21 protein-coding genes are annotated in these 23,736 nt (G+C 50.6%); 4 read left to right on the forward strand and 17 right to left on the reverse strand.

Annotated features, from left to right (window positions below; all coding sequences use genetic code 11):
• Positions 1-19: 19 nt before the first annotated feature.
• From lspA to murJ, 4 genes are all read right to left on the reverse strand, one after another.
• Positions 20-556 carry a signal peptidase II gene (gene lspA / locus L4D79_RS22685; protein ID WP_428654670.1) on the reverse strand — a complete coding sequence of 179 codons (537 nt, stop codon included), beginning with the start codon at positions 554-556 and terminating at the stop codon, positions 20-22.
• Positions 556-3,387, reverse strand: a complete 2,832-nt coding sequence (gene ileS, locus L4D79_RS22690; protein ID WP_428654672.1) for an isoleucine--tRNA ligase — start codon at positions 3,385-3,387, stop codon at positions 556-558. Before ileS ends, lspA begins: the two co-directional genes overlap by 1 nt.
• Positions 3,384-4,355 carry a bifunctional riboflavin kinase/FAD synthetase gene (gene ribF / locus L4D79_RS22695; RefSeq protein ID WP_428654674.1) on the reverse strand — a complete coding sequence of 324 codons (972 nt, stop codon included), beginning with the start codon at positions 4,353-4,355 and terminating at the stop codon, positions 3,384-3,386. The genes ileS and ribF overlap by 4 nt, the downstream gene beginning before the upstream one ends.
• A 123-nt stretch (positions 4,356-4,478) precedes the next feature.
• Complete coding sequence (gene murJ / locus L4D79_RS22700; RefSeq protein WP_428654677.1) at positions 4,479-6,038, reverse strand: murein biosynthesis integral membrane protein MurJ; 1,560 nt, start codon at positions 6,036-6,038, stop codon at positions 4,479-4,481.
• Between the two features lie 207 nt (positions 6,039-6,245).
• Between murJ and rpsT the strand changes: the two genes are divergently transcribed.
• Positions 6,246-6,506, forward strand: coding sequence for a 30S ribosomal protein S20 (gene rpsT / locus L4D79_RS22705; protein ID WP_255041925.1), 261 nt, complete (start codon positions 6,246-6,248; stop codon positions 6,504-6,506).
• Positions 6,507-6,583: 77 nt separating this feature from the next.
• Here rpsT and L4D79_RS22710 read toward each other — a convergent pair whose 3' ends face one another.
• From L4D79_RS22710 to nhaA, 4 genes are all read right to left on the reverse strand, one after another.
• Complete coding sequence (locus L4D79_RS22710; protein ID WP_107350705.1) at positions 6,584-6,880, reverse strand: ArsR/SmtB family transcription factor; 297 nt, start codon at positions 6,878-6,880, stop codon at positions 6,584-6,586.
• A 106-nt stretch (positions 6,881-6,986) separates the two neighbouring features.
• Positions 6,987-7,877, reverse strand: coding sequence for a transcriptional activator NhaR (gene nhaR / locus L4D79_RS22715; protein ID WP_428654680.1), 891 nt, complete (start codon positions 7,875-7,877; stop codon positions 6,987-6,989).
• 260 nt (positions 7,878-8,137) lie between these two features.
• Complete coding sequence (locus L4D79_RS22720; protein WP_428654682.1) at positions 8,138-8,404, reverse strand: hypothetical protein; 267 nt, start codon at positions 8,402-8,404, stop codon at positions 8,138-8,140.
• A complete protein-coding gene (gene nhaA / locus L4D79_RS22725) occupies positions 8,401-9,585 on the reverse strand; it encodes a Na+/H+ antiporter NhaA (protein ID WP_428654684.1) in 1,185 nt (394 codons plus the stop codon). Before nhaA ends, L4D79_RS22720 begins: the two co-directional genes overlap by 4 nt.
• Positions 9,586-10,066: 481 nt before the next feature.
• On the opposite strand from nhaA, the gene L4D79_RS22730 reads away from it, so the two are divergent.
• Positions 10,067-11,212, forward strand: coding sequence for a Na/Pi symporter (locus L4D79_RS22730; protein ID WP_428654686.1), 1,146 nt, complete (start codon positions 10,067-10,069; stop codon positions 11,210-11,212).
• 409 nt (positions 11,213-11,621) lie between these two features.
• Here L4D79_RS22730 and L4D79_RS22735 read toward each other — a convergent pair whose 3' ends face one another.
• The 5 genes from L4D79_RS22735 to rppH all read right to left on the reverse strand — a co-directional run bounded on the left by L4D79_RS22735 (position 11,622) and on the right by rppH (position 17,097).
• Positions 11,622-12,473 (reverse strand): thymidylate synthase, encoded by an 852-nt coding sequence (locus tag L4D79_RS22735; protein ID WP_428654688.1) that lies wholly within the window; start codon positions 12,471-12,473, stop codon positions 11,622-11,624.
• 119 nt (positions 12,474-12,592) lie between these two features.
• Positions 12,593-13,399, reverse strand: coding sequence for a prolipoprotein diacylglyceryl transferase (gene lgt, locus L4D79_RS22740; protein WP_428654690.1), 807 nt, complete (start codon positions 13,397-13,399; stop codon positions 12,593-12,595).
• Between the two features lie 42 nt (positions 13,400-13,441).
• On the reverse strand, positions 13,442-14,263 hold the full coding sequence (locus L4D79_RS22745) for a sulfite exporter TauE/SafE family protein (RefSeq protein ID WP_428654693.1): 822 nt from the start codon (positions 14,261-14,263) through the stop codon (positions 13,442-13,444).
• 32 nt (positions 14,264-14,295) lie between these two features.
• Positions 14,296-16,551, reverse strand: a complete 2,256-nt coding sequence (gene ptsP / locus L4D79_RS22750; RefSeq protein WP_428654695.1) for a phosphoenolpyruvate--protein phosphotransferase — start codon at positions 16,549-16,551, stop codon at positions 14,296-14,298.
• Between the two features lie 27 nt (positions 16,552-16,578).
• Complete coding sequence (gene rppH, locus L4D79_RS22755; protein ID WP_428654697.1) at positions 16,579-17,097, reverse strand: RNA pyrophosphohydrolase; 519 nt, start codon at positions 17,095-17,097, stop codon at positions 16,579-16,581.
• Between the two features lie 580 nt (positions 17,098-17,677).
• Here rppH and mutH point away from each other — a divergent pair.
• Positions 17,678-18,346 (forward strand): DNA mismatch repair endonuclease MutH, encoded by a 669-nt coding sequence (mutH, locus tag L4D79_RS22760; RefSeq protein WP_428654699.1) that lies wholly within the window; start codon positions 17,678-17,680, stop codon positions 18,344-18,346.
• Between the two features lie 7 nt (positions 18,347-18,353).
• On the opposite strand, the gene L4D79_RS22765 is transcribed toward mutH, so the two are convergent.
• A complete protein-coding gene (locus tag L4D79_RS22765) occupies positions 18,354-18,656 on the reverse strand; it encodes a DUF6482 family protein (RefSeq protein ID WP_428654702.1) in 303 nt (100 codons plus the stop codon).
• Positions 18,657-18,832: 176 nt separating this feature from the next.
• Between L4D79_RS22765 and L4D79_RS22770 the strand changes: the two genes are divergently transcribed.
• Positions 18,833-19,867, forward strand: coding sequence for an NADP(H)-dependent aldo-keto reductase (locus L4D79_RS22770; RefSeq protein WP_428654705.1), 1,035 nt, complete (start codon positions 18,833-18,835; stop codon positions 19,865-19,867).
• A gap of 264 nt (positions 19,868-20,131) precedes the next feature.
• On the opposite strand, the gene L4D79_RS22775 is transcribed toward L4D79_RS22770, so the two are convergent.
• The 3 genes from L4D79_RS22775 to L4D79_RS22785 form a co-directional block, all read right to left on the reverse strand.
• On the reverse strand, positions 20,132-20,380 hold the full coding sequence (locus L4D79_RS22775; protein ID WP_428654707.1) for a hypothetical protein: 249 nt from the start codon (positions 20,378-20,380) through the stop codon (positions 20,132-20,134).
• A 390-nt stretch (positions 20,381-20,770) separates the two neighbouring features.
• Positions 20,771-22,105, reverse strand: coding sequence for a sigma-54-dependent transcriptional regulator (locus L4D79_RS22780; RefSeq protein WP_428654709.1), 1,335 nt, complete (start codon positions 22,103-22,105; stop codon positions 20,771-20,773).
• Between the two features lie 209 nt (positions 22,106-22,314).
• Complete coding sequence (locus tag L4D79_RS22785) at positions 22,315-23,595, reverse strand: dicarboxylate/amino acid:cation symporter (protein WP_428654712.1); 1,281 nt, start codon at positions 23,593-23,595, stop codon at positions 22,315-22,317.
• Between the last annotated feature and the right edge of the window lie 141 nt (positions 23,596-23,736).

A 23,736-nucleotide genomic window follows, 5' to 3' on the forward strand; every position in this document is an offset into this window, starting at 1 on the left:
TTATTAAGCTCAAGCAAGGTTAGTGCTTAACGGCTTGCTTCTTTTTATCTTTATCAGACAAAAAGCCTTCGAGGATGATCAACCCGGCACCAATACATATCCCCATATCGGCGATATTAAAAGCTGGCCAATGGTAAGTACCCACATAGAAATCCAAGAAGTCGACCACAAAGCCATGGTACAGGCGATCAAACAGGTTGCCCAACGCTCCACCAATGATCAGGGCGTAGGACACATTCGCCAGTTTTTGGCTTGCCGGAAGCTTGCGCATCCAGAACACCAGCATTGCGCAGACCCCAAGGGCTATCGCTGCGAACAACCAACGCTGCCAACCGCCAGCATCACTCAAAAAACTAAATGCTGCACCTGTATTATGTACATACAGCAAGTTAAAGAATGGCAGCAGTTCAATACGGTTTGGCCAACCGTATTCCATGGTATTCATCACTAGCAGCTTGCTGGCGATATCAATAACAAAGACCAGAGTCGCTAGCCATAGCCAGCGAACCCCAGATTGTTTCAGCGATAGTCTGTTCTCAGACGATAACTTACTCATTAGGCAAACTTACGCTCTTCACCTTCACCTTCGACATTGCTGACACAGCGACCGCACACTTCTTCGTGGCCTTCGATAGTGCCAACATCGGCAACGTGGTGCCAACAACGATCACACTTCGCTGCTTCAGACGCATTCACAGTAACGAACAGACCATCAACGTCAGTTTCCTGCGCGCCTTCTGGCTGGCTGTCGGCAACCACGACTTCTGCTTTTGATGTTAGCAGAACAAAACGCAGTTCATCTTCCAACTTGTTCAGCTTAGCTGCCAAGGCTTCCGATGCGTGCAGCGTGATTTCAGCCTGCAGTGCACCACCGATCACTTTGTCTTTACGTGCACCTTCAAGCAGTTTGTTCACCGCACCACGCACGGTCTGGATTTCAGCCCAGAACTCGTTGTTTAGCTCTTCGCCTTCCGCTAGACCGAATAGACCTTCGAACCACTCACCGGTAAACACGAACTTGTCACGCTGGCCTGGCATTTCATTCCAGATCTCATCGGCGGTAAACGACATGATAGGTGCCATCCAACGAACCAAAGCTTCTACGATGTAGTATAGTGCGGTCTGACAGCTACGCTGCGCATGGCCACCTTGTTTTGCTGTGTACTGACGATCTTTAATAACATCCAGGTAGAAAGAACCCATTTCAACTGAGCAGAACTGCATCAGGCGCTGGGTCACAGCGTGCAGGTTATACTCATCGTATGCCTTGATGATTTCTTCCTGCGCAGCCATCGCACGACCCACAGCCCAACGATCAAGTGCAACCATCTCTTCAGGTGCAACCAAATCAGTTTCCGGGTTGAAGCCGCTCAGGTTCGCCAAGAAGAAACGTGACGTATTACGGATACGGCGGTAGGCATCGGCTGAACGCTTAAGGATCTCATCAGATACTGCCACTTCACCGGTGTAATCCGTTGACGCAACCCATAGACGCAGGATATCGGCACCTAGTTTGTTAGTCACATCTTTCGGCGCCACAACGTTACCGATAGATTTCGACATCTTACGGCCCTGGCCATCTACCACGAAGCCATGAGTCAGTACTTGGTTGTACGGTGCTTTGTCTTTCATCGCTACCGACGAAATCAGTGACGACTGGAACCAACCGCGGTGCTGATCAGAACCTTCGAGGTAAAGGTCAGCACTGTTGCCGTTGTACTCTTCACGGCTATCAACCACCGAGAAGTGAGTCACACCTGAGTCGAACCATACATCCAAAGTATCAAGTACTTTCTCGTACTTAGCGGCATCGTCTTCACCCATGACTTCAGCAGGGTCAAGATCCCACCATGCCTGGATGCCTTTCTGCTCAACCAGTTTTGCTACTTTCTCGATCAGCTCAGCACTGTTCGGGTGAAGATCTTGTGTCTCTTTGTGAACAAACAGGGCAATTGGCACACCCCAAGTACGCTGGCGAGAGATACACCACTCAGGACGGCCTTCAACCATACCTTCAATACGGCTCTGGCCCCACTCAGGCATCCACTGTACGTTCTTGATTTCTTCCAACGCTTTCGCACGTAGGCCCGCTTGATCCATCGAAATGAACCACTGCGGAGTCGCACGGAAGATGATCGGCGTCTTGTGGCGCCAGCAGTGCGGGTAGCTGTGCTCGTAAGCGTGATGGTGCAATAGCGCACCGTGCTCTTTTAGGGTTTCAACAACCGCATTGTTAGCCTTGAATACATGCTGGCCAGCAAACAGTTCGGTGTCTGGCAGGTAAACGCCGTTGCTACCCACTGGGTTCGCCACTTCCAGGCCGTATTTCTGGCCTACCGCGAAGTCTTCCTGGCCATGGCCTGGTGCAGTGTGTACACAACCCGTACCGGATTCAGTTGTAACGTGATCGCCAAGGATCACCGGCACGTCGAAGCTGTAAAACGGGTGGTTGAATTGCACCAACTCCAGATCAGCACCTTTACAGAAACCAAGGTTGTGGAAATGCTCGATACCCGCACGGTCTAAAACATCTTTCGCTAGCTCAGAAGCCACGATCAGGCGCTCTTTCTGCTCGCCTTCAACCTGGATAAGTACGTATTCCAGATCATCGCGGACAGCAACAGCACGGTTTGCAGGCAGGGTCCAAGGCGTCGTGGTCCAGATCACGATAGAGATATCACCTTCACCGGTATGGCCATCGGCACACTGGAACTTAGCAGCGGTCGCCGCTTCATCAGCCGCTTTAAAGCGAACATCGATAGAAGGAGAGACTTTATCTTTGTATTCTACTTCCGCTTCTGCCAATGCAGAGCCACAGTCAGTACACCAGTGAACCGGCTTGAAGCCTTTTAGCAGGTGGCCCTTATCGGCAATTTTGCCCAGCGAGCGGATGATATTGGCTTCGGTGCCAAAATCCATAGTACGGTATGGCTTGTCCCACTCACCCAGTACGCCCAGGCGCATGAAGCTTTCTTTCTGGCCTTCAACCTGACCGGCAGCGTAAGTACGGCACTTCTCGCGGAATTCCGCAGCCGTTACTTTCTGGCCCGGCTTGCCCACTTTCTTCTCTACCATCAATTCGATAGGAAGACCGTGACAATCCCAACCAGGAATATATGGCGCATCAAAGCCTGACAGAGTCTTTGACTTAATAATAATGTCTTTAAGAATCTTGTTTAGCGCGTGACCAATGTGAATATCACCGTTGGCATATGGAGGGCCATCGTGTAGTACGAAGGATTTCTTACCCTTCTTGGCTTTACGAATTTCACCGTAAAGATCTTCATCGTACCAACGCTTAAGCATTGCTGGCTCACGCTGAGCTAGGTTGCCTCGCATCGGAAACCCTGTTTCAGGCAGGTTCAGGGTATCTTTATAGTCGCTCATTGATTCTCGATTCCGTTACTTGGGCGAAGTTGGACATTATTACGCTCAGCCAGCCACACCCGTGCTGACTGCGCATCACGCTCGATTTGTGCTTTCAACGCATCAAATGATTCAAATTTTATCTCGTCGCGCAGCTTATGGCATAACACGACGTCAATCTGGGCTCCGTAGAGATCAGATTGGAAATCAAATAGGTGCACTTCCAGTTGGCGGCGCACACCATTTACCGTTGGTCGTCGACCGACATTGGCCACCCCGGCAAGCGGTGTGTCGGCCACGCCGTGGACTTGGACGGCATAAACGCCAGAAACCGGCGAGACCCGGCGTTTTAGTGGGACGTTGGCTGTCGGAAAACCGATAGTCCGTCCTAATTTTCGGCCATGGGAGACACGTCCACCAATACTGAAAGGACGTCCTAACATGGACTCTGCCAGCTCGAGCTGATCGTCGGCCAATGCCTGACGAATAGCAGTACTGCTGACACGCTGCTCGGAGACGCAGAAACTCTGGGTACTCACGACAGTAAAGCCAAATTCTTTACCGGCGGCTTCCAACATAGCGAAATCGCCACTACGGCCTTTGCCGAAGCGAAAATCGTCGCCAACTACCAGAAACTTAACACCCAATTGCTCAACCAACAAGCGGCGGACAAAATCTTGTGCCGACAAACTGGCAAAGTGGTGATTAAAATTCACGCACAGAAAACGCGCCAAACCTTGCTCTTTCAAGCGTAAGTATTTGTCGCGAAAGCGGGTTAACCGAGCTGGCGCGTTATCGCCAGCAAACAGCTCCTGAGGCTGGGGTTCGAAGCTCATGACTGTCGCCGGACAGCCCAGCTCCTTCGCCTTGGCCATGACATTGCTAAGCACTGCCTGGTGACCTAGGTGAACGCCATCAAAATTACCAATCGTCAGCACGCAATCGCGGTGCCTAGGCTGGATATTATGTATTCCTCGGATCAATTCCATGCGTCAAGTTCATTTTCGCAGAGTGAAAAACTGACGGATTATATACCCAAACCCCTACCTTATGCATCAACCAGCGAGATTTTATCGGCGATTTATCGCCTCCCGCTGGCTCTTTCGGCTCAGTTAACTGGCCGCACGCAGGTGGCGGGGGCGGATCCCCATCAACATGACAACCACCAGATACACGCCGGCACCAGCGCCGATCAACCCAGCCAACCAACTAGCCCGGCTCAGGAAGCTCCATTCCAACCAGACTGCCATATCAGGCAGTAACCACAACAGTGCACCGGTCATCGCCCCCCCTGCAATGACAAGACGCATGACGAACCACAGAGTCTCGGCGGTCACCTTGTACACACCGGCAATGTGCAGGCCGCGGTACAGCAACGCTGCATTGACCAACGCAGACAGTGCCGTTGCCATCGCCAGACCAACGTATCCGTAGAAGTAGGCAAAAATGGCATTGAAGACCATGTTCGTAACCATGGCAATGATGCCAAACTTAACCGGGGTCTTAGTGTCTTGCCTTGCGTAATAGCCCGGTGCTAGCACCTTAATCAACATAAAGTTCAGCAAACCGGACGCATAAGCCAACAAGGACATCGATGCCTGATGGACATCATTAGGGCTGAATTCACCCCGCATAAACAAGACCATCAGCATCGGCTTAGCAAGTACCATCAGGCCGAGCATTGCCGGAAGACCGAGCAGCAGCACCATGCGTACCCCCCAGTCCATGGTATGGGCAAATTGCTCCGGGCTTTGATCAACGTGCTTGCGTGACAGTGCAGGCAGGATCACCGTGGCAATGGCAATACCGAACAAGCCGAGCGGAAACTCCAACAGGCGGTCGGAATAATACAACCAACTGATCGAGCCGGTCGCCAGGAAGCTGGCAATAAAGGTATCAAACAGCAGGTTGATTTGGCTGACCGAGACACCGAACAGCGCCGGGATCATCAAGGTGCGGATCTTCACCACCCCCGGATCATGCCATCCCCATTTGGGTTTCACCAACATGCCTTCTTTATACAAAAACGGCAGCTGGAACAAAAACTGGATCAGACCACCGAGGAAGACCCCTAGTGCCAAGCCTATTTCAGGCTGGCTCAAGTTCGGTGATACAAACCAAGCACAGGCAATAATCGCGACATTAAGAAAGACCGGAGTAAATGAGGAGACGGCAAATTTCCCCAGCGTATTGAGGATCGCCCCCGACAGCGCAACAAAGGTAATAAACCACAAGTAAGGGAAGGTAATCTTCAGCAACAGGCTGGCCAACTCGAATTTAGGTGCCGACGGCCCGTCATTGAGCCAATCGATAAACCAACCGGCTCCGAACAAGGCGGTCACCACACCGGAGCCCAAAATGCCCAGCAGGGTAACGATAGAGACAATCACGCCCAAGGTACCCGACGCCCTTGCTATCAATTGGCGGGTACGGTCTATCTCACCGGACGCATGGTATTCGGTCAGAACGGGGACAAATGCCTGCGAAAAGGCGCCCTCAGCGAATAGCCGCCGCAGAAAATTAGGTATTTTATTGGCAAAGAAGAAAACATCAGCCGCAGCCCCGGCCCCCATTAGGTTGGCGACCACGACATCCCGCACCAAACCAAGCACTCGAGAGACCAATGTCATGGTGCTGACAATCAGTCCTGAGCGCAAAAGACGCTTGCTCACAAAAAAAACCTCATAAAGATGGCCCCAAAAGGTGACTTCCGTAGCCAAATGCTGGTAAAATCTGCCGCCATATTAACCGTGTTAATCCGCAAGTGCCAATTCAATTGGTTAGGCGGTTATTTGCACAAATCATTTGACAACTACGGGCAAAAGAGGCATAGTCCTCGGCCTTAAAATGTCACCGTACCAAGTTTTGGAGTTATACCCTTGGCTAACATCAAATCTGCTAAGAAACGTGCGATCACTTCAGAAAAACGTCGCCAGCATAACGCTAGCCGTCGTTCTATGATGCGTACTTTCTTCAAGAAAGTAATTGCTGCTATCGAAGCGGGCAACAAAGAAGCTGCTACTCAAGCTTTCAATGAAATGCAACCTGTTATGGATCGCATGGCTACTAAAGGCCTGATCCACAAAAACAAAGCTGCACGTCATAAAGCTCGTCTAGCTGCTAAAATCAAAGCTCTTTAATTTGAGTTTCTGATTTCGATAAAAAAACCGGCTAACGCCGGTTTTTTTATATCTGCTTTTCAACAATCGCTGCGCTGCTAGGTCCCGCAATACATCTTGTGTAACAACTGTATCATCGCTTTGACCTCATCGCTCTTGAGCCGGTAATACACCGTCTGAGCGACCTTCCTTGTCTCTACCAGGCCATCGCGCCGCAACCATGCCAGATGCTGTGATAAAGCCGACTGGCTTAGCCCCAGCCGCTCACTCATCATACCGACCGACATCTCTTCTTCCAGCAAGTAACACAGGATGAATAAACGCCGCTCGTTGGCCATTGCTTTTAGCAGAGCTACGGCTTTAGGGGCATTTTGCTCCATTTGCTGTAGTTCCATACTGCTACCACCAGTCAATTAAGTTAACGCTAATGTACTTAATTTAAACATGGTTTTCTAGCACACTGTATGGATATTTGACTCAATCGAACAAAAAACCGCAACCTTATTTAAACAGTTTTCTAAAATCCGCCTCACATATCCGCTTAACCGCTGGGTGCATGATCATCCGCTCGGCGAAAATAACATAGTACTCCTCGCGAATTTCCTTCACCCGTTTCACTTCGCGGATATTGTGGTTGGTATCTTCCAGTTCAGCGGCATAAATCGACGGGGCGACGAACATCGACTGCTGATACAAGCCAAACGCTTTCATCAGGGCTGCATCATCAAATTCGCCGAGGATGTTGGGGGTGATACCCATCTGATCAAACCAATGGATCAGCTTGCGTCCCATAGCCGTACGACGGCCTGGGATCAATAACTTGTAATCCTCAATGCAGGCCGGAAAGTTCAGTGGCTTATCCGGCTCGGTACAGAAGAAGCTCATGGTCGACTCCCCGAGCTTCTTACTGTACAGGCCAGGGCTTTGGGTAGAGTCCACCGGACAGTCCGACAGGATCATATCCAGCTTGTGCTGTGACAGCTGCTCCAGCAACATTTCGTGGGTTGACTCATAACAACGCAGATGAATGCGATCATCTTCAGGCAAGCCTTCCATCAATACCTTGCTGACAAGACGTTTTGACAGCGCATCGGCGACCCCCACTTCCAGCAACAGATTCTCGCGCTGGGTGTAATTGACGATATCCAGCATTTCATAGCTGAGATCGAACATCTTATCGGCGTACTTGAAAACCAATTGGCCCAATTCGGTCGGTTCGATATTACGGCCGACCCGCTTGGTCAATTTACCTTTGAGGCGCTCTTCCAGCGCCCTAATCTGTCCGGTGACCGTCTGCGGCGCCAAAAACAACGCATCGGCTGCCTTGGTGACCGAGCCCTGCTTGCAGACCATCCAAAAATAATAAAGGTGGTTGTAGTTAAGATGAGACATGTTTAGCAACCATTTTCCATAAGCAGTGTATTTCCAATCGGGAGGGCAAGGGCCAACATAGAGGTTGAGCAACCAAGTACAAGAAGAGTTTACGGTAACGTCGTCAAGTTACCAAAATGCTGATTGGAAATTCGACTGCCCTAAAAATAAAAACCCAGAAGCCAGCTTACGCTGAGCTTCTGGGCGCTTCAACCGTAATCATTCATTCACCAATGAAATATTACACTTATTCAGTTTTCATATAGCGAAAAAAATGTTTATCACTCAACCGTCGAAGGTGTCTTTTGCTCAATCGACGTCATTTTTCGATAACGCTCGCCAACCCGCTGTTCAAGGGCCCGGGAGCGGAATGAGCTATCAGTCTCAACCATAGCCGTGGTCTCTGCTGCCGACTTCCCCTGATTCAACCCCGCCAAGTAAGCTTGGCAGATGTCAGAGCTGCTGTCTTGGTTACAGCTTTGATAATCCGGTACCGCCATCGCAGAAGCTGACACCATGATCCCAACAATAATCAATGCGCGTTTCATATTACACCTCCATTTTCCTTGGCAACACGACTGCTCCTTGGCAACGACCGGCTTAGCATCATGTAACCCAATACAGCGGATACTGTCGACCCCAACAAGATTCCTAGACGAGAGTATGTACTGAAGTCCTCAGGTGCACCGACAAAGGCCAGCGACGAAATAAAGATGGACATGGTAAAACCGATACCACACAGTACTGAGACCGCAAAAATCTGCTTAAACCCAATCCCTTCCGGCATGGTAGCCAGACCGGTCTTGATAGCCAGGTAGCTTGCGGAAAAAATACCTAGCGGCTTGCCAATCATCAGGCCAAGCGCAATACCCAGCGGTAACATTGATGTTAGGCCAGACAAAGACACGCCATCGAGCGAGATCCCGGCATTGGCAAAGGCAAATAGCGGCAGAATAAAGAATGCGACATACGGATGCAGGGCATGCTCCATTTTCTTGAGCGGTGAATGCTCGTCAGACAAGCCGTTGTCACCAGCAAGCGGAATCGCAAAGCCCATCACCACACCTGCCAGCGTTGCATGGACACCAGACTTCAAAACGCTGACCCAAAGGATCAAGCCAACCACCACGTACCACGAAATTTTGGTGACATTTTTCGCATTCATGACGAACAGGGCTGCGGTTGCCGCAAACGCAACAGCTAGCGCAAGCGTCGATAGGTCACTGCTATAGAACAGGGCGATAATTACGATAACACCCAGGTCATCGATAATAGCCAGCGCCAGCAGGAAGACTTTCAGGGTGACAGGGACACGGCTCCCCAGCAGGGCCATAATACCTAGGGCAAAAGCGATATCTGTAGCAGCGGGGATCGCCCACCCTTTCACCGCCATTGGGTCAGCAAAATTAAATAGGACATAAACCAGCGCCGGCGCAATCATACCGCCCACAGCCGCAATAGCAGGGAAAATCGCTTTTTCCTTGGTGTTGAGCGCCCCTTCAATCAACTCACGCTTTACTTCCAAGCCAATGAGCAGGAAAAACACAGCCATCAAGCCATCGTTGATCCAGTGAGAGATAGATAGCCCTGCAACATAGGTGTGCAGTGTGCCGTTATATAAATCCTGCAACGGAGAGTTTGCTATCACCATGGCCACCGCTGCCGCGATGATCAGGATAATCCCACCAGCAGATTCTAGTTTTAAGAATTTACGAATCGCATCGGTCATAGACCGGAACTCCTTTGCATGAAACATATATCACAATAAAAATGTAAATTTAGTTTAGACGTCACAGCACTAAACTGTTAAATCGTTTGTTCGGAGCATACACATCGGAAAAACCGAACAATAACACCTCAATACAAGCAATAACCGTACTGTCTTATTTACACTGTCATATTTGTCATTTATCACTGATTAAAAAGACATCGACTACTAAATAATTCTAAAAAAACAACATTTACAAGAGAAAAAAATTTAACGACATCATGAAACATTTAAATCAAAAAACACCCTTTGAAATCATACCTTTAAACTCAAAGTAAAATATTCATTACACTGAGAACAACGACTTCACTTCGCAAAAAGAGCACAAACTTACTTTGTGACAGTAACTGTCATATTTCTGAAATATTCGATCTCTACCATCGCCCTCAGATTTCAAAAATATGAAACCCAAACGACATATTCCTGTCACGGAGAAATGATTATGACTACCCAAGCCACTACTGCTGAACAGCCAATGAACAGCTCTATGCGTTGGGTCCGCTGGGCTAATCTAGCGTTCATGCTTTACGTTCTACTTGTTGCTGTCTCTGTTGTGAGCAGCGGCTTTAAACTATCTGTTGGTGAACAAGCTAAAACGCTCTTTGAGTTTGCCTCGCATCCGATTGCTGGCCTGATGATCGGTCTGGTCGCGACGTCGCTTATCCAGTCATCCAGCACAGTAACCTCTATCATAGTCGGTCTGGTTGCTGGCGGCCTGCCCGTTGAAACCGCGATTCCTATGGTAATGGGTGCCAACATGGGTACCACACTAACCAATACATTAGTTAGTCTAGGCCATGCCCGCTGTAAAGAAGAATTTCGCCGTGCGTTCGCCAGTGCGACCGTTCACGATTTCTTCAACCTGCTAGCGGTTGCGATCTTCCTGCCTCTGGAAATGATGTTTGGTCTGCTGGACAAAATTTCGACCTGGTTGGTATCGCCGATGATGGGTACAGCCAACATGGATATGGGGGGTATTAACTTCATGAAGGCCGTGACAGGCCCGGGAGTTAACCTAATCAAAGGTCCGCTGTCTAGCTTTGGTTCTATGGGCGGTCTGTTTATGATTGCCATTGGTATCGGTCTGATTTTTCTTTCTATTACAGCCATGGGCAAACTCATGCGCAGCCTGATGGTTGGCCGTGCCCGTGAAATCCTGAAAAGTGCCATTGGCCGTGGCCCTATTCACGGTATCGCTTCAGGTACAGTTGTAACGATTTTGGTTCAGTCGTCTTCTACGACAACCAGCCTGATGGTACCGCTGGTAGGTACAGGCGTACTTAAAGTACGTGACATCTACCCGTTCACACTGGGTGCGAACATCGGTACATGTATCACAGCCCTGTTAGCAGCAACCGCAGTATCGGGTGAGTTCGCGGTATTCGCCCTGCAGATTGCTCTGGTTCACTTGGCGTTCAACCTAATGGCAACTGTGCTTATCTATGGTGTACCGTTCCTACGTGAACTGCCTCTTAAAGGCGCGTTCTTCCTAGGTGACCTAGGTACCAAGAGTAAAGCAGCTGTCGCGGGTTATGTTGGTCTGGTATTCGTTATTATTCCAGGCGCAATCCTAGCCATGACAGCGTAATTACTTCGCTTGTCCCACTTTGTAAAACCCCGCTCCGGCGGGGTTTTTTGTTATCCCTTTTTAGCCTTTTCCTGTATTCCTATCCACTGCAATACCATCTCCCCCAACTTCTACCATCCCTTAAAATAACTCAGCCGCTCGCTAACAGCTCTAAACACCACTTCCACAGGGTAACTACTAAATACCATCGATATGCTACCTCCGTACGGTTGAGGAGCGTTCAGCCTAGTGGTTTGCATTGCCATACTTGTTAGTAACGTTGACTGTTTCGGTCAATCTTATGCAAGCAAAAATACGCCTGTGTTTGTATTTTGTTTCCCGACCTGAGGTATAAAAAAAGCCCCAAAAGGGGCTTTTAAGGGGTAAAAGTTATTTCAGCAACAACACCTTGTTACCGGGAGAAATACTTTTATACAGAAAAAGGGTACTTGATTGGGTCGTGGTGCTGGTAGCCAACGACTTCGAAGTCATCCATGGTGACCCAAGTCTCGAGATCTTCCAGCGACTTGATGTCTGGATTGATCTTCAGCTGCGGCGATGGGAACGGCTCACGCTTAAGCTGGACGTCACGCATTAGCTCCAGCTGATCTTCATAAATGTGAGCATTGACGATTTTATGGTAAGCCTGGCCCGGTTTGTGGCCAGTGATCTGGGCAACAATCGCCAATAGGGCGAAGACCTGGATCTGGTTGAAGTTCAACCCCAGCGGCACGTCGCAAGAACGTTGGTAACTGGTGAGGTGCAGGGTATCACCCAGCAAAGAAAACGTGTGGGTATGCATACACGGACGCAGGCACCCCATATCAAACTCGCCTGGGTTATAGAAGGTCAGGATCTCACCGCGATCGTCAATCCCCTTGCTCAGGTTATCAACAATCTTGCGCAGCTGGTCGATAGTGCTGCCGTCGGGTTTTTGCCAACTACGGCCCTGTACACCGTAGACGCGGCCCATATCATCTTCACCCTTACGGTGGGGATTGGCCTGCCACGCGGCGTTGTCATTGGCGTTCATATCCCAGGTTTTGGTACCCAAAGCCCGAAAATCAGCGGCGTTATCATAGCCACGGATATAACCCAACATCTCGGCAATCGCGGCCTTCCAGAAGCTTTTGCGCGTAGTGATCAGCGGAAACTGGTTGTTAGCTACATCATAATTCAAGTCGGCATTGATCACCGTCAGGCAACGCTTGCCTGTTCGCTCGTTCTCAACCCATACTCCTTCGTCCACAATGCGCTGGCAAAGCGCGAGATACTGTTTCATGGTTCCGCTGGCCCTAGTTCAACAAATAAAGTGCGGCCAATTCTACACGAATTATTCCGTTTATTGGTATTACAAAAAAGGGCAGCCCAAAGGCTGCCCTGTCTTGGTGTACGTGCGAATTAAGCCGTTTTGCCTTTCGGCTGATATTTGTAAGCCCACAGCATCAACACGGCCCCGCCAATCACCATCGGCAACGACAGGATCTGTCCCATACTGATCCAGCCACCAAACAAGCCCAGATGCGCATCCGGCTCGCGGAAGTACTCAACGATAAAACGGAAGCTGCCGTAGCCGAATAGGAACAGGCCCGAGGCTGCTCCAGCCGGTCGCGGTTTACGGATAAACACGTTGAGGATGATCATCAGCACCAAGCCTTCGAGGAAGAATTCATACAGCTGCGAAGGGTGGCGAGGTAGCGGACCACCTGTCGGGAACACCATACCCAGCGGCGAGTCGGTAACCCGGCCCCACAGCTCACCATTGATGAAATTACCCAAGCGGCCGACACCTAGACCGAATGGCACCAGTGGTGCAATAAAGTCAGCGACGTTGAAGAAGGTTCGGTTATTCTTGTAGGCATACCAGAACATGGCTGCAATCACACCAAGCAAACCACCGTGGAAAGACATCCCGCCGGTCCAGACCTTGAACAAGTAAAGCGGATTATCAAGGAACAACGGGAAGTTGTAGAACAGTACATAGCCGATACGACCACCGAGTACGACCCCGAGGAAACCGGCAAACAACAAGTCACTGACCTGATCACGGGTCCAGCCACTGCCCGGCTTGTCAGCCCGGCGATTAGCCAACCACATGGCAAACACAAACCCCAACAGATACATCATGCCATACCAGCGGATGGCTAACGGTCCGATTTCAATCAACACCGGATCAATATTCGGAAACGTAAAAAAACCTTGGCTCATCTAAACAATCTCTATTCCTCACAGGCGATATACCTATGATGATTAACCCATAAACATTTTGATACTGATAAACAGTAAAAAAACCGCAAATATTTTCTTAAGTATCGGTGTCGGTAAGTGGCTCACCCAAGCCGCACCAAAGCGTGTCGTTTGCATCGAGACCAACACGATGCCCAACAAGGCCGGTAGGTACACATAGCCCAAACTCATGGCTGGCAGCGTCTGCTCACCGACCCCCGCCAGCACAAACCCACTCATGCCAGCAATCGCAATCAGGGCACCAGAAAAGGAGGCGCACCCGATCGCCCGTCGCATTTCGACCCCATGCCAATTCAGATAAGGGACCGTCAGTGAACCACCACCAATACCGGCCAGGCTAGACACGACTCCTATCACCCCGCCAGAGCAGAATGTCCCCATCCCGCCCGGCAAATCACGCTGGCCGCTAAAACGCAGCGACAACAGCATTTGGGTTGCCAGCAATAACACAATAATGGCAAAGATCTTCGGCAACATCGATGAAGGCACTAACTCAGCGACAAAACTGCCGCCCAGCCCTCCCAGAATGACCCCCGGCGCTAGGCTTCGAACTATGGCTACATCCACGTTGCCGAGCCGAAAATGGTTACGCGCTGACGAGCCCGAGGTCAGCACAATGCTGGCTAGCGATGTCCCCAAGGCAATATGCATCACCAAATCAGCATCAATACCCGCCTGAGGCAACAGCCACACCAGCGCCGGTACCACCAGCAAGCCACCACCAATTCCTAGTAGGCCCGCCAAAATCCCGACCACGCCCCCAAGAGCCAAACAACAAGCAAACACCCACAACTCGTTTGCATACAAAGACAACATGCCGGCCATACGACTTTTACCAACCAACTAAAATGATGAATTTACTTACCGGCACGAATGAATCCACCCAAGCCATGGCCATCAACAAACTCAATGGTGTTACGCCTTACCTCGTCGGCATAGGTCGCCGACAGAGCGAAATCCGCCAATTGTTCCATGTCACTGACCGATACGTGACGCAACATGTATTTTATCTTCGCAACGTTACGGGTATTCATGCTGAGCGATCGATAGCCCATCCCCACCAGCAACAAGGCACCAATCGGATCACCGGCTAACTCGCCACATACGCTGACCGGCAGTTCAAGCTGCTGACTCACGTCGACAATATGCTTGAGTGCATGGATCACGGCTGGGTGCAGCGCATCATAGACACCGGCAACCCGTGAATTGTTCCGGTCAACGGCTAACAAATATTGAGTTAAGTCGTTACTACCGACCGAAATATAATCCACCCGCCCTTTCAAGACAGGCAACTGGTAAAGGATGGAGGGAACTTCAATCATGATCCCGATCCGTGGCCGGCGCAATACATACCCCTGCTCAGCCGCTGTTTTTGCCACCTCGGTATAGGCCCGTTCAATCAAGGCCAGCGATTCGTCCAGCTCAGCAATACCGGAGATCATCGGCAGCAGGATATCCATGTTGTCATGCCCGATACTGGCTTTCAGCATCGCCCTCACCTGAATCAGGAAAATCTCTGGATGGTCGAGGGTGAAACGGATCCCGCGCCAGCCCAAAAAGGGGTTGTCCTCTTCAATGGCCAGGTAAGGCAACGGTTTATCACCGCCAATATCCAGGGTTCGCATGACCACCGGCTTGCCGCCGTAGGTTTTGAGAATAGACTGGTACTGCTGGGTTTGTTCTTCTTCCGACGGAAAGCTGCGCTGTAGCAGGAAAGGCACCTCGGTACGGTATAAACCGACACCATCAACGCCGCGGTTAACGGCTATACTGGTGTCGGCACTCAGGCCGGCATTGAGGAAAATATTGATACGTTCATCATCAAGCGTCGCCGCAGGCTTGTCCAAACCGGTCTCGACGACTTCGGCCAGTTCCTGCTCTTCTTTCTGCAAGCGTAGGTATTCAGCCAATACATGGCGGTTGGGGTTGACCAGTAGATCGCCACGATACCCATCGACAATGACTTGGCTGTTGTGAATTTTTTCCGGGACGAAATCGACCCCCATCACCGCCGGGATCCCCAGAGCCCTGGAAAGGATCGCAGCATGGGAATTAGCGGCCCCTTCCTGGGAAACCACCGCTGCCAGCTTGTCGCGCGGGACACTGGCCAGCATCGCCGCGGTCAATTCACGGGTCAGCAAGACCACCGGCTCCTCCCAGGTGTGCTCAGCGGCTTTCTCGTTTGCCAAAAAGTACAACAGCCGCTGGCCAAGCTCGCGGATATCCTGCGCCCGCTCCTTGAGATAGACATCTTCCATATTGGAAAAGCGGGCAGAATAGCTTTCCACTACCTGACGGATCGCCCATTCAGCCAAGTCCCCGCCAGCGATTTTACGGAACAGATCCTTGCGCAGCATAGGATCATTGAGTAAGTGACTGAACAAGTCGAAAATCGCCAACGTTTCCTTGTGCAGCTCGCTGTCGAAACGCTTGCGCAACCGGCGAAATTCCGCACTCGCCAGTTCAATGGCGATACTCAGGCGCTCTTGCTCTGCATCCCGGTCCAAGCAAGAAGCCGGAGCCACCAACTCAAGTCGCGGCTGGTTATCATCCCACCAGGCGCGGGCAACTGCGACCCCGGTTGACGCTGCCGAACCCACCAAGTGCAAACCGTTATGTTGATCCGGCCACATTCCCTGCGCTTTGGCATGGGCAAGCAATACTGCCAGCTGAGCGGCCAGCGTGACCATGAAGGACTCTTCGCTTTCATCGAACTCGCGCTGTTCACGCTGCTGGATCACCAACACCCCAAGCACTTGGCGCTGATGGATAATTGGCGTACCGAAAAACGAACTGAAGGATTCTTCCCCGATCCCGGGGAGATGTTTGAAATGAGGATGGTGCCGGGCATCGGCAACATTGATTGGCTCAGCCCGGTCAGCAACCAAGCCAACCAACCCTTTACCAAAAGGCAAGCCAACATGGCGGTGGGGCTTTTTAAGCCCCTTGGTCGCCATCAAGGTGAAGCGCTGGCGCTGGTGATCAGCAATGTATACCGAGCAGCACTCGGTCTTCATCGCCTTGCACGTATTGATCACCAGTTGTTCAAGGGCATCAAGCAGACTCGGGGCCGTCGCCACCTTTTCAACAATTTCTCTTAGTTGCGTCAGCATAATCCGCCCCGCTCCCTACCAACAACCCTAGCCGCGCTTGCTCCGGCGCTTTTTTCGTTCTTTGCGCTCTTTAAAAGGCATGGCTATGGCCGCAAATTCTTTTAATGCTCTGCGATAAACATCTCGCTTGAAAGACACAACCTGACGCACCGGATACCAATAGCTGACCCAGCGCCAACCATCGAACTCTGGCGTACTGCCACGTTGCATATTCACCTTTGACTCATCGCACTCTAGACTAAGCAGAAACCATTTCTGCTTTTGCCCGATACAAACCGGCTTGGAATCCCAGCGCACTAGGCGCTTGGGTAACTTGTAACGAAGCCAGTGGCGGCTTGACGCCACAATTCGTACATCCTTCTTGGTTAGCCCTACTTCCTCGTATAATTCCCGGTACATGGCTTGCTCTGGGGTTTCCCCTTCATCAATCCCACCTTGCGGAAACTGCCAAGAATGTTGTCCATATCGTCGAGCCCAGAATACTTGGCCATGGCTATTACAGATCACAATACCCACATTAGGGCGGTACCCATCGCCATCAATCACTGGACGACCTCAATTAAATCTCTATTAATAGTGATTTTTTCACAGACAACTCAATGGGTAAACAAACATTGTTATTTATCCGTCTATTTTCCTAGCCAAGCCTCATTATCTGGATAACTTTTAGTGCCCGGATACTTTATGAACATCGCAATGAGACATAGCCCACATTTATACACGTTTTCTGTGGATAGATTTGTGAAGAAGCCGTCAATCCAGAGGCTCAATCCCTACTTTACAGTCACCAACCAATAAAAACCATGGCTCAACATTCAAATAAAAACCTTAATAAACATGAATTAAAAATCAAAAAACCATCTCTAACCACGCTTTATGACTCGATCATTTTCATCCCTGATCGCGATCGGTCAAAGATCAACCAATCATCATTTTATCCACATCAAAAAGCACCAACCACTCAAAAAAGCACCACTCAACTGATTAAATTACCAACCAACACCTGTATAAATGCACAGACAGAGTGGGATAAAGTTTTTCTTCTGTTAACCCTGTGGATAACTGGGTAATAGGATCCTCCACGACGGCTATGGTAGGATCACCAGCCACAAAGAAGGTAAACGTCATGCAACCCACCCCAAAGACTGAACAGGAACTTTTGATACGTGCCAACGCCCTCGCCGGAATGACCCTCGGTGAACTGGCACAGATCGCCAATATTGCCGTCCCGCCAGATCTACGTCGTGATAAGGGGTGGGTAGGACAACTGTTGGAGTGGCACCTCGGTGCCAGCGCTGGTAGCAAGCCTGTGCCTGATTTCGCCGAGCTTGGCATTGAGCTCAAGACTATTCCGGTGGGCTATCACGGCAAACCTCTGGAAACAACTTTCGTCTGTGTTGCCCCACTGATAGGACTACATGGCCTAAGCTGGGAAAACAGCCATATACGCCACAAACTGGCACGAGTTCTGTGGGTCCCGGTTGAGGGAGAGCGGGACATTCCCCTTGCCGATCGCCATGTCGGCTCCCCGATGTTGTGGAGCCCTTCACCAGAAGAAGAGCAGCAGCTCAGGCAGGACTGGGAAGAGCTGATGGATATGATCGTACTCGGCCAAGTCGAGCAGATCACCGCACGCCACGGCGAAGTGCTGCAACTGCGACCAAAAGCGGCCAACAGAAAAGCGCTGACCGAAGCCTACGGCGCCAATGGCCAGCCAATCAAAACCCTGCCAAGAGGGTTCTACCTGAAGACCCAATTTACCGCCAGCCTACTGGAAAAGTACTTTATCCTCTAGAGGGGGCCTAAAGTGCGATCGTCATATCCTCCCGACAGTTGCTCAACTGGCCGTCAGGCGAGAACTCATCATAGGGATCAATAACCCTTAGCGTCACGCTGGTGATCCCCAGCGGCCGTAACAGCTCCCTCACCTGTTCGATGGACTGGAACTTGACCATGTCCCCGCTCTCAGTCTTGAGCGGTTCGAGATGATGCTTGTATTCCACTTCAAGCAGGTAGTCAGAACAGCCGGCATAACTTGTCAGAATACAAGCAGGGATGGCCCCACCTCCCGCTTTGGTCCAGTGTTTCAGTTGTGACAGCTTCATCGCGCCTCCCCCAGCGTTGCTCAGCATTACCGACACGGCAATACCTAACTATTGGTCACAATCCCTAACCCGGCAAGGTCAAGATAGCGGCGAGCCGAGGTGTTGTGGGACTTCTCACACTATTGAACTCGCGCTATAGTCGAAGACAGAACATCTGCTGAGCCCAAGGAGGGCGAATGAAATACCACAAGATCCCTCACTCGAGTCTTGAGGTCAGCAAAATCTGCCTCGGCACCATGACCTTCGGTGAGCAAAACAACGAACAAGAGGCACATAGCCAGCTAGATTTGGCCTTTGATCGCGGGATCAACTTCATTGATACCGCCGAGATGTACCCTGTTCCGCCCAACGCGCAAACCCAAGGACTCACTGAAACCTATATTGGTAACTGGCTAAAAAAAACCGGCCAGCGCGACAAGGTGATCCTCGCCACCAAGGTGGCTGGGCCCCGCAATTTACCCTATGTCCGACCGGAAATGGCTCTAGACAGGCGCAATATCCACGACGCTGTTGAAGCCAGCCTCAACCGGTTGCAAACCGACTATATCGATCTGTACCAGCTACACTGGCCACAACGTGAGACTAACTGCTTCGGCCAACTCAACTACCAATACCAAGACGATCATTCCGGCGTTACCCTGACAGACTCGCTGGAAGCGCTGGCCGAACTGGTCAGGGCCGGAAAAATCCGCTATATCGGCTTATCCAATGAAACCCCCTGGGGCGTCATGTCATTTTTACATCTAGCCGAAAAGCATAATTTGCCACGGGTAGTCACCATCCAAAATCCCTACAACCTGCTCAACCGTAGCTTCGAAGTCGGCTTGTCCGAGATCAGCCACCATGAAGGGGTCGAGCTACTGGCTTACTCACCACTCGCATTCGGCACCCTCAGTGGTAAGTACCTCGATGGTGCCCGTCCGGAAGGAGCCCGCTGCAGCTTGTTCGAGCGCTTTTCGCGTTACTTCAAGCCGCAAGGCATTGCCGCGACCGAAGCCTATGTCAATATAGCCCGCAAGCATGGCTTGAACCCTAGCCAAATGGCACTGGCCTTCGTCAACCAACGTCCTTTTGTCGCCAGCAATATCATCGGCGCCACCACGCTCGAACAACTTAACGAGAACATCGACAGCCTGGATGTCGAACTGAGCGAAGAGGTACTGCAAGATCTCCAGGACGTTGGTATTCAGTATTCCAACCCCTGCCCTTGATCCACCTAACCCCATCAAGCGCCAGCTCAAGTAAATAGCAGGCAAAAAAAAGCCCCCGTAATACGGGGGCCGAAAAACATTAGCTCAACCAACTTAGGTAGACACCTTTGTTGATGCCTGGCTACTTTACCTAAGCTTCCGCCCTTGCTCTAGGGAGCATTCGTCGCAAAGCGTTGGTAAATGTTACAAGCCATGACGGTCTCTACCTGTCGCTAACAGTTCGTCATATTTTCCTCCCCCGCAAGCGTGTTACGGGGGGAAGCATTACGTCACGAGTCTAGATTTGTATTTCCGTCTCAAATGGCGAACTTTCCGACTGGCTGGTGTGCTCAGCAAGTGCGGGGCTATACGATGCTCTTTATCAATGCCGATATCTTTCAGCAAATAAACCGAGAGATGGTATGGCAGGTGGACCTGAACACGGCGGTGTTCACGCCGCCATTGGGCATCCTCGCGTTTGACATCGAGTTGGACAAGAAAGACTGCAAGGCGTAAATAAACTGATTGGCGCATAATTGTACTCTCCAAATTGATTACAGATAGTTGGAGGGACACAGATCCTGCCGTTCAGGCTGATAACATAAGTAAAAACTTAACTAGCCGCGACAGAAATCCGCGGCCCATTTACACAGCGGATTGCCGTTAATGATTTGGTTTGATGCAGGTATCACCGAATGAACAGGTGTGCGACATCATGACAGTAGTTGGCATATCAGTTCCTCCGGTAATAAGTTATGAAGATGTGAAATATGGCTTTATTGTAACAACCCGTGACTGCAAAACAACCACTTAACTAAAAATGCGACGATAAAAACAACAATACTCTGCATTTTTGCTCAGACTACCGGCCATTGGTGAATTATTCACCGTTATCATGCAGGGCACCAGACAATGCCACCAGTATCAGCTTTGACGGAAGTGCTTGGGCGGTGGCACCAAGTCATGCTTGTTGAGCAATCGGTACATGGTCGCCCTCGACACCCCCAGCTCCCTGGCGGCGGCTGAAATCTGCCCCTTGTTGTTTTCCAGTACAGCCAATATCGCTCCGCGCTCCGAATCAGCTCGAATTTTCTTGAGGCTTTGCTTGTCATCCATCACTCTGGGTAAATCAAGGTGATCGGCTTCCAATAGCTTATCGTCAGCCAGCAAGATTGCCCGTTTGATATGACCGATCAGCTCCCTGACATTACCAGGCCAGGAATACCCCTCCAGTAGCTGGCTGGCCTGCGGAGACAGTTGCTTGACCGGGCTGTTGTACTGACGAGCAAATTTCAGCATAAAGAACTCAGCCAGCAGCACGATATCCTCACCCCGATCACGGAGTGCGGGCACCATCACTCCCAGGGCATTGAGCCTAAAATACAGCTCCTCACTGAGCAGCCCAGACTCCAAAAGCTCTTCTTGTGAATAGCGGGTTGAAACTATCACCCGGGTATCCGTCGCCACTTTGCGGCCTGATTCCGTGGTAAAAGTGTCATCTTGCAGCAGGCGGACCAATTCATGCTGGCGCTGCAGGTCAAGCTGGGTAATTTCGTCAAGAAACAGCACTCCACCATCAGCGGCTTCCAGGCAACACTCGGGTGGCTTACCGGCCACAAGTTCTGTCATCCAGCTCGCCGTTAACGATTCACACTTCACGCAGACAAATGCGCCTTTACCGCGGGTCGATGCTTGGTGGATGGCTTGGGCAACCAGTTCCTTGCCAGAGCCTATCTCTCCCTGGACCAAAACCGGTACATCTGCCATCGCAATCCTTTTTACATGATGACGAAGCTTTTTCATCGCCGCCTGCTCTCCTTGCAAACCCGATTGACCAAAAACCCCCAGTTGCGGCCACACTCGATGCTCCAGTTGGAGCATACCTAACTGATGACCGATAGTACTGAGTAACTGGGATTCAGGCACCGGATCAGTGAAGTAATCGATACAGAAGTTAACGATGAACTGGCAAATAGAATCATGACCAAGTTGGCGCTCTTGAACCAGTGCCAGCCAGCGTACCTGCTTGTTGCGATTGACCAGCCCAGCCACCCCTTGCAGGCTAAAATCATCCCGGGTGAGATCGACCACACCAATACAGGGGCCAATTTCCAGCATCAGCGATTCGGCAGCACGGAGATCGTAACAGCGATGGCAAGCCCAGCCCGCTTTCTCCAGTACCTTTATCCAGGTCGGAGTCCCCCCCCCTAAAATCACCAATGTCCCCAATACAGAACTGTTTCCCTTTGTTCTTTTCATCCACGATACCTTCTCGGCCAGAGCAACCCTGTTGGCTGAGGTGCCATTTCAGACATAGTCTGTACCCAACCAGCTAATACGATTCAATTAATGCGCAATTAATTTAATATTAAAATTGTAGCCAAGTCTGACGATTGGAAGAAATTTTAGACGCAAATAAAAAAAGCGCCCGAAGGCGCTTTCATATTTCATCCCATAAAGCCCTATTGTTAACTCACCGCAACTCGCTCAGGCTGTGGCTCAGCACCGGCTTCAGTGGTACCGATTTCATTTTCTGATTTAGCCACTATGGTGTTGACGGCTGTATCACCGACGACATTCGAGCTGGTACAGAACATATCATTGATACGGTCAACGGCAGCAATAATGGCCAAGCCTTCTGGTGGCAAGCCTAGTTGGTGCAGCAATACACCCACCATCACCACACCACCGCCCGGTACACCACCTGCACCGATAGAGAGTAGAAGGATAGTCAGCCCAAGAGTAAAGATATCAGCACTGTTGATTGGCTGGCCGAATGCATTGGCCACAAACAAGGTCGCCAAGGCAATGTAGATAGAGACCCCAGACATATTCATGGTTGCACCCAGTGGGACACCAAAGCCAGCCACAGACTTAGACACACCAATCTTGTCAGTCAGGGTACGCATCGTCACAGGAATGGTCGCATTCGAGCTCGCAGTTGATAGCGAAAACAGGACCTGCTCGCGGGTATGGCGTAAAAACTCACTCGGCTTGATACCCGTCGTCAGGCTCACCATCATTGGGTAGAAGAAGAAAATCCAGAACACCAGCATCGAGACAACCAAGGCCACATAGCCGGCTACTGACATTAGCGTATTGGCATCCAATGTCGCACCCAGTTGGATCATCAGGGCAAACACACCAAATGGTGCCAAGCTCATCACCAGGCCAACCAGCTTCATCATGATCTCATTGGCCATTTTGAAGGTCTTAATGGCAGGGCCACCACGGGTATCCAGCGCCTGAATAGCCAGTCCAGTAAGGATCGCCATGAAAATGATCTGCAACATATCACCATTGGCGAATGCCTGAACCGGGTTACTCGGTACGATGTTTACAATCAGCGAGAAGATATCCGGGGTTTCTGTCGTCGTCAGTTCAACGGCTTCCGACACGGTACCGGCCAAATTGGCATCGGCGCCCGGTTGGAAAATCATCCCAACCGTTAAGGCGGCGGTGATGGCGATGATGGTATTGATAATGTAAAGGGCAAAGGTTTTACCACCAAGGCGACCAAACGCGGTAATGTCTTTTAGCTCAACAATGCCGCAAACAATCGAGACATATACCAAAGGAACAACCAATAGCTTGATCAGCGAGACAAACATGCCGCCAGCACCTTCTGCCAGGCCGAGCACATAGGTATCCATCAAAGTCACGCCGTTAAACAGGTACTGTATTGCCGTACCGATGATCAGGCCGGCAAATAAGCCTGTAAATATCTTTCCTGATAGCGATTTCTTCATCGTCCATCTCCAGTCTGTTGTGCTTTATAAACTATGTTTACTTCCCATTCCCGCTGTCCATCGCGAGATTGGGCGTCATTTTACACAGCCACTACAAACTTAAAAGAACATTTTTTACAATTTACCTACAATTGAAACACA

The organism is Photobacterium satsumensis, from assembly GCF_050336935.1.
Classification (GTDB): domain Bacteria; phylum Pseudomonadota; class Gammaproteobacteria; order Enterobacterales; family Vibrionaceae; genus Photobacterium; species Photobacterium satsumensis.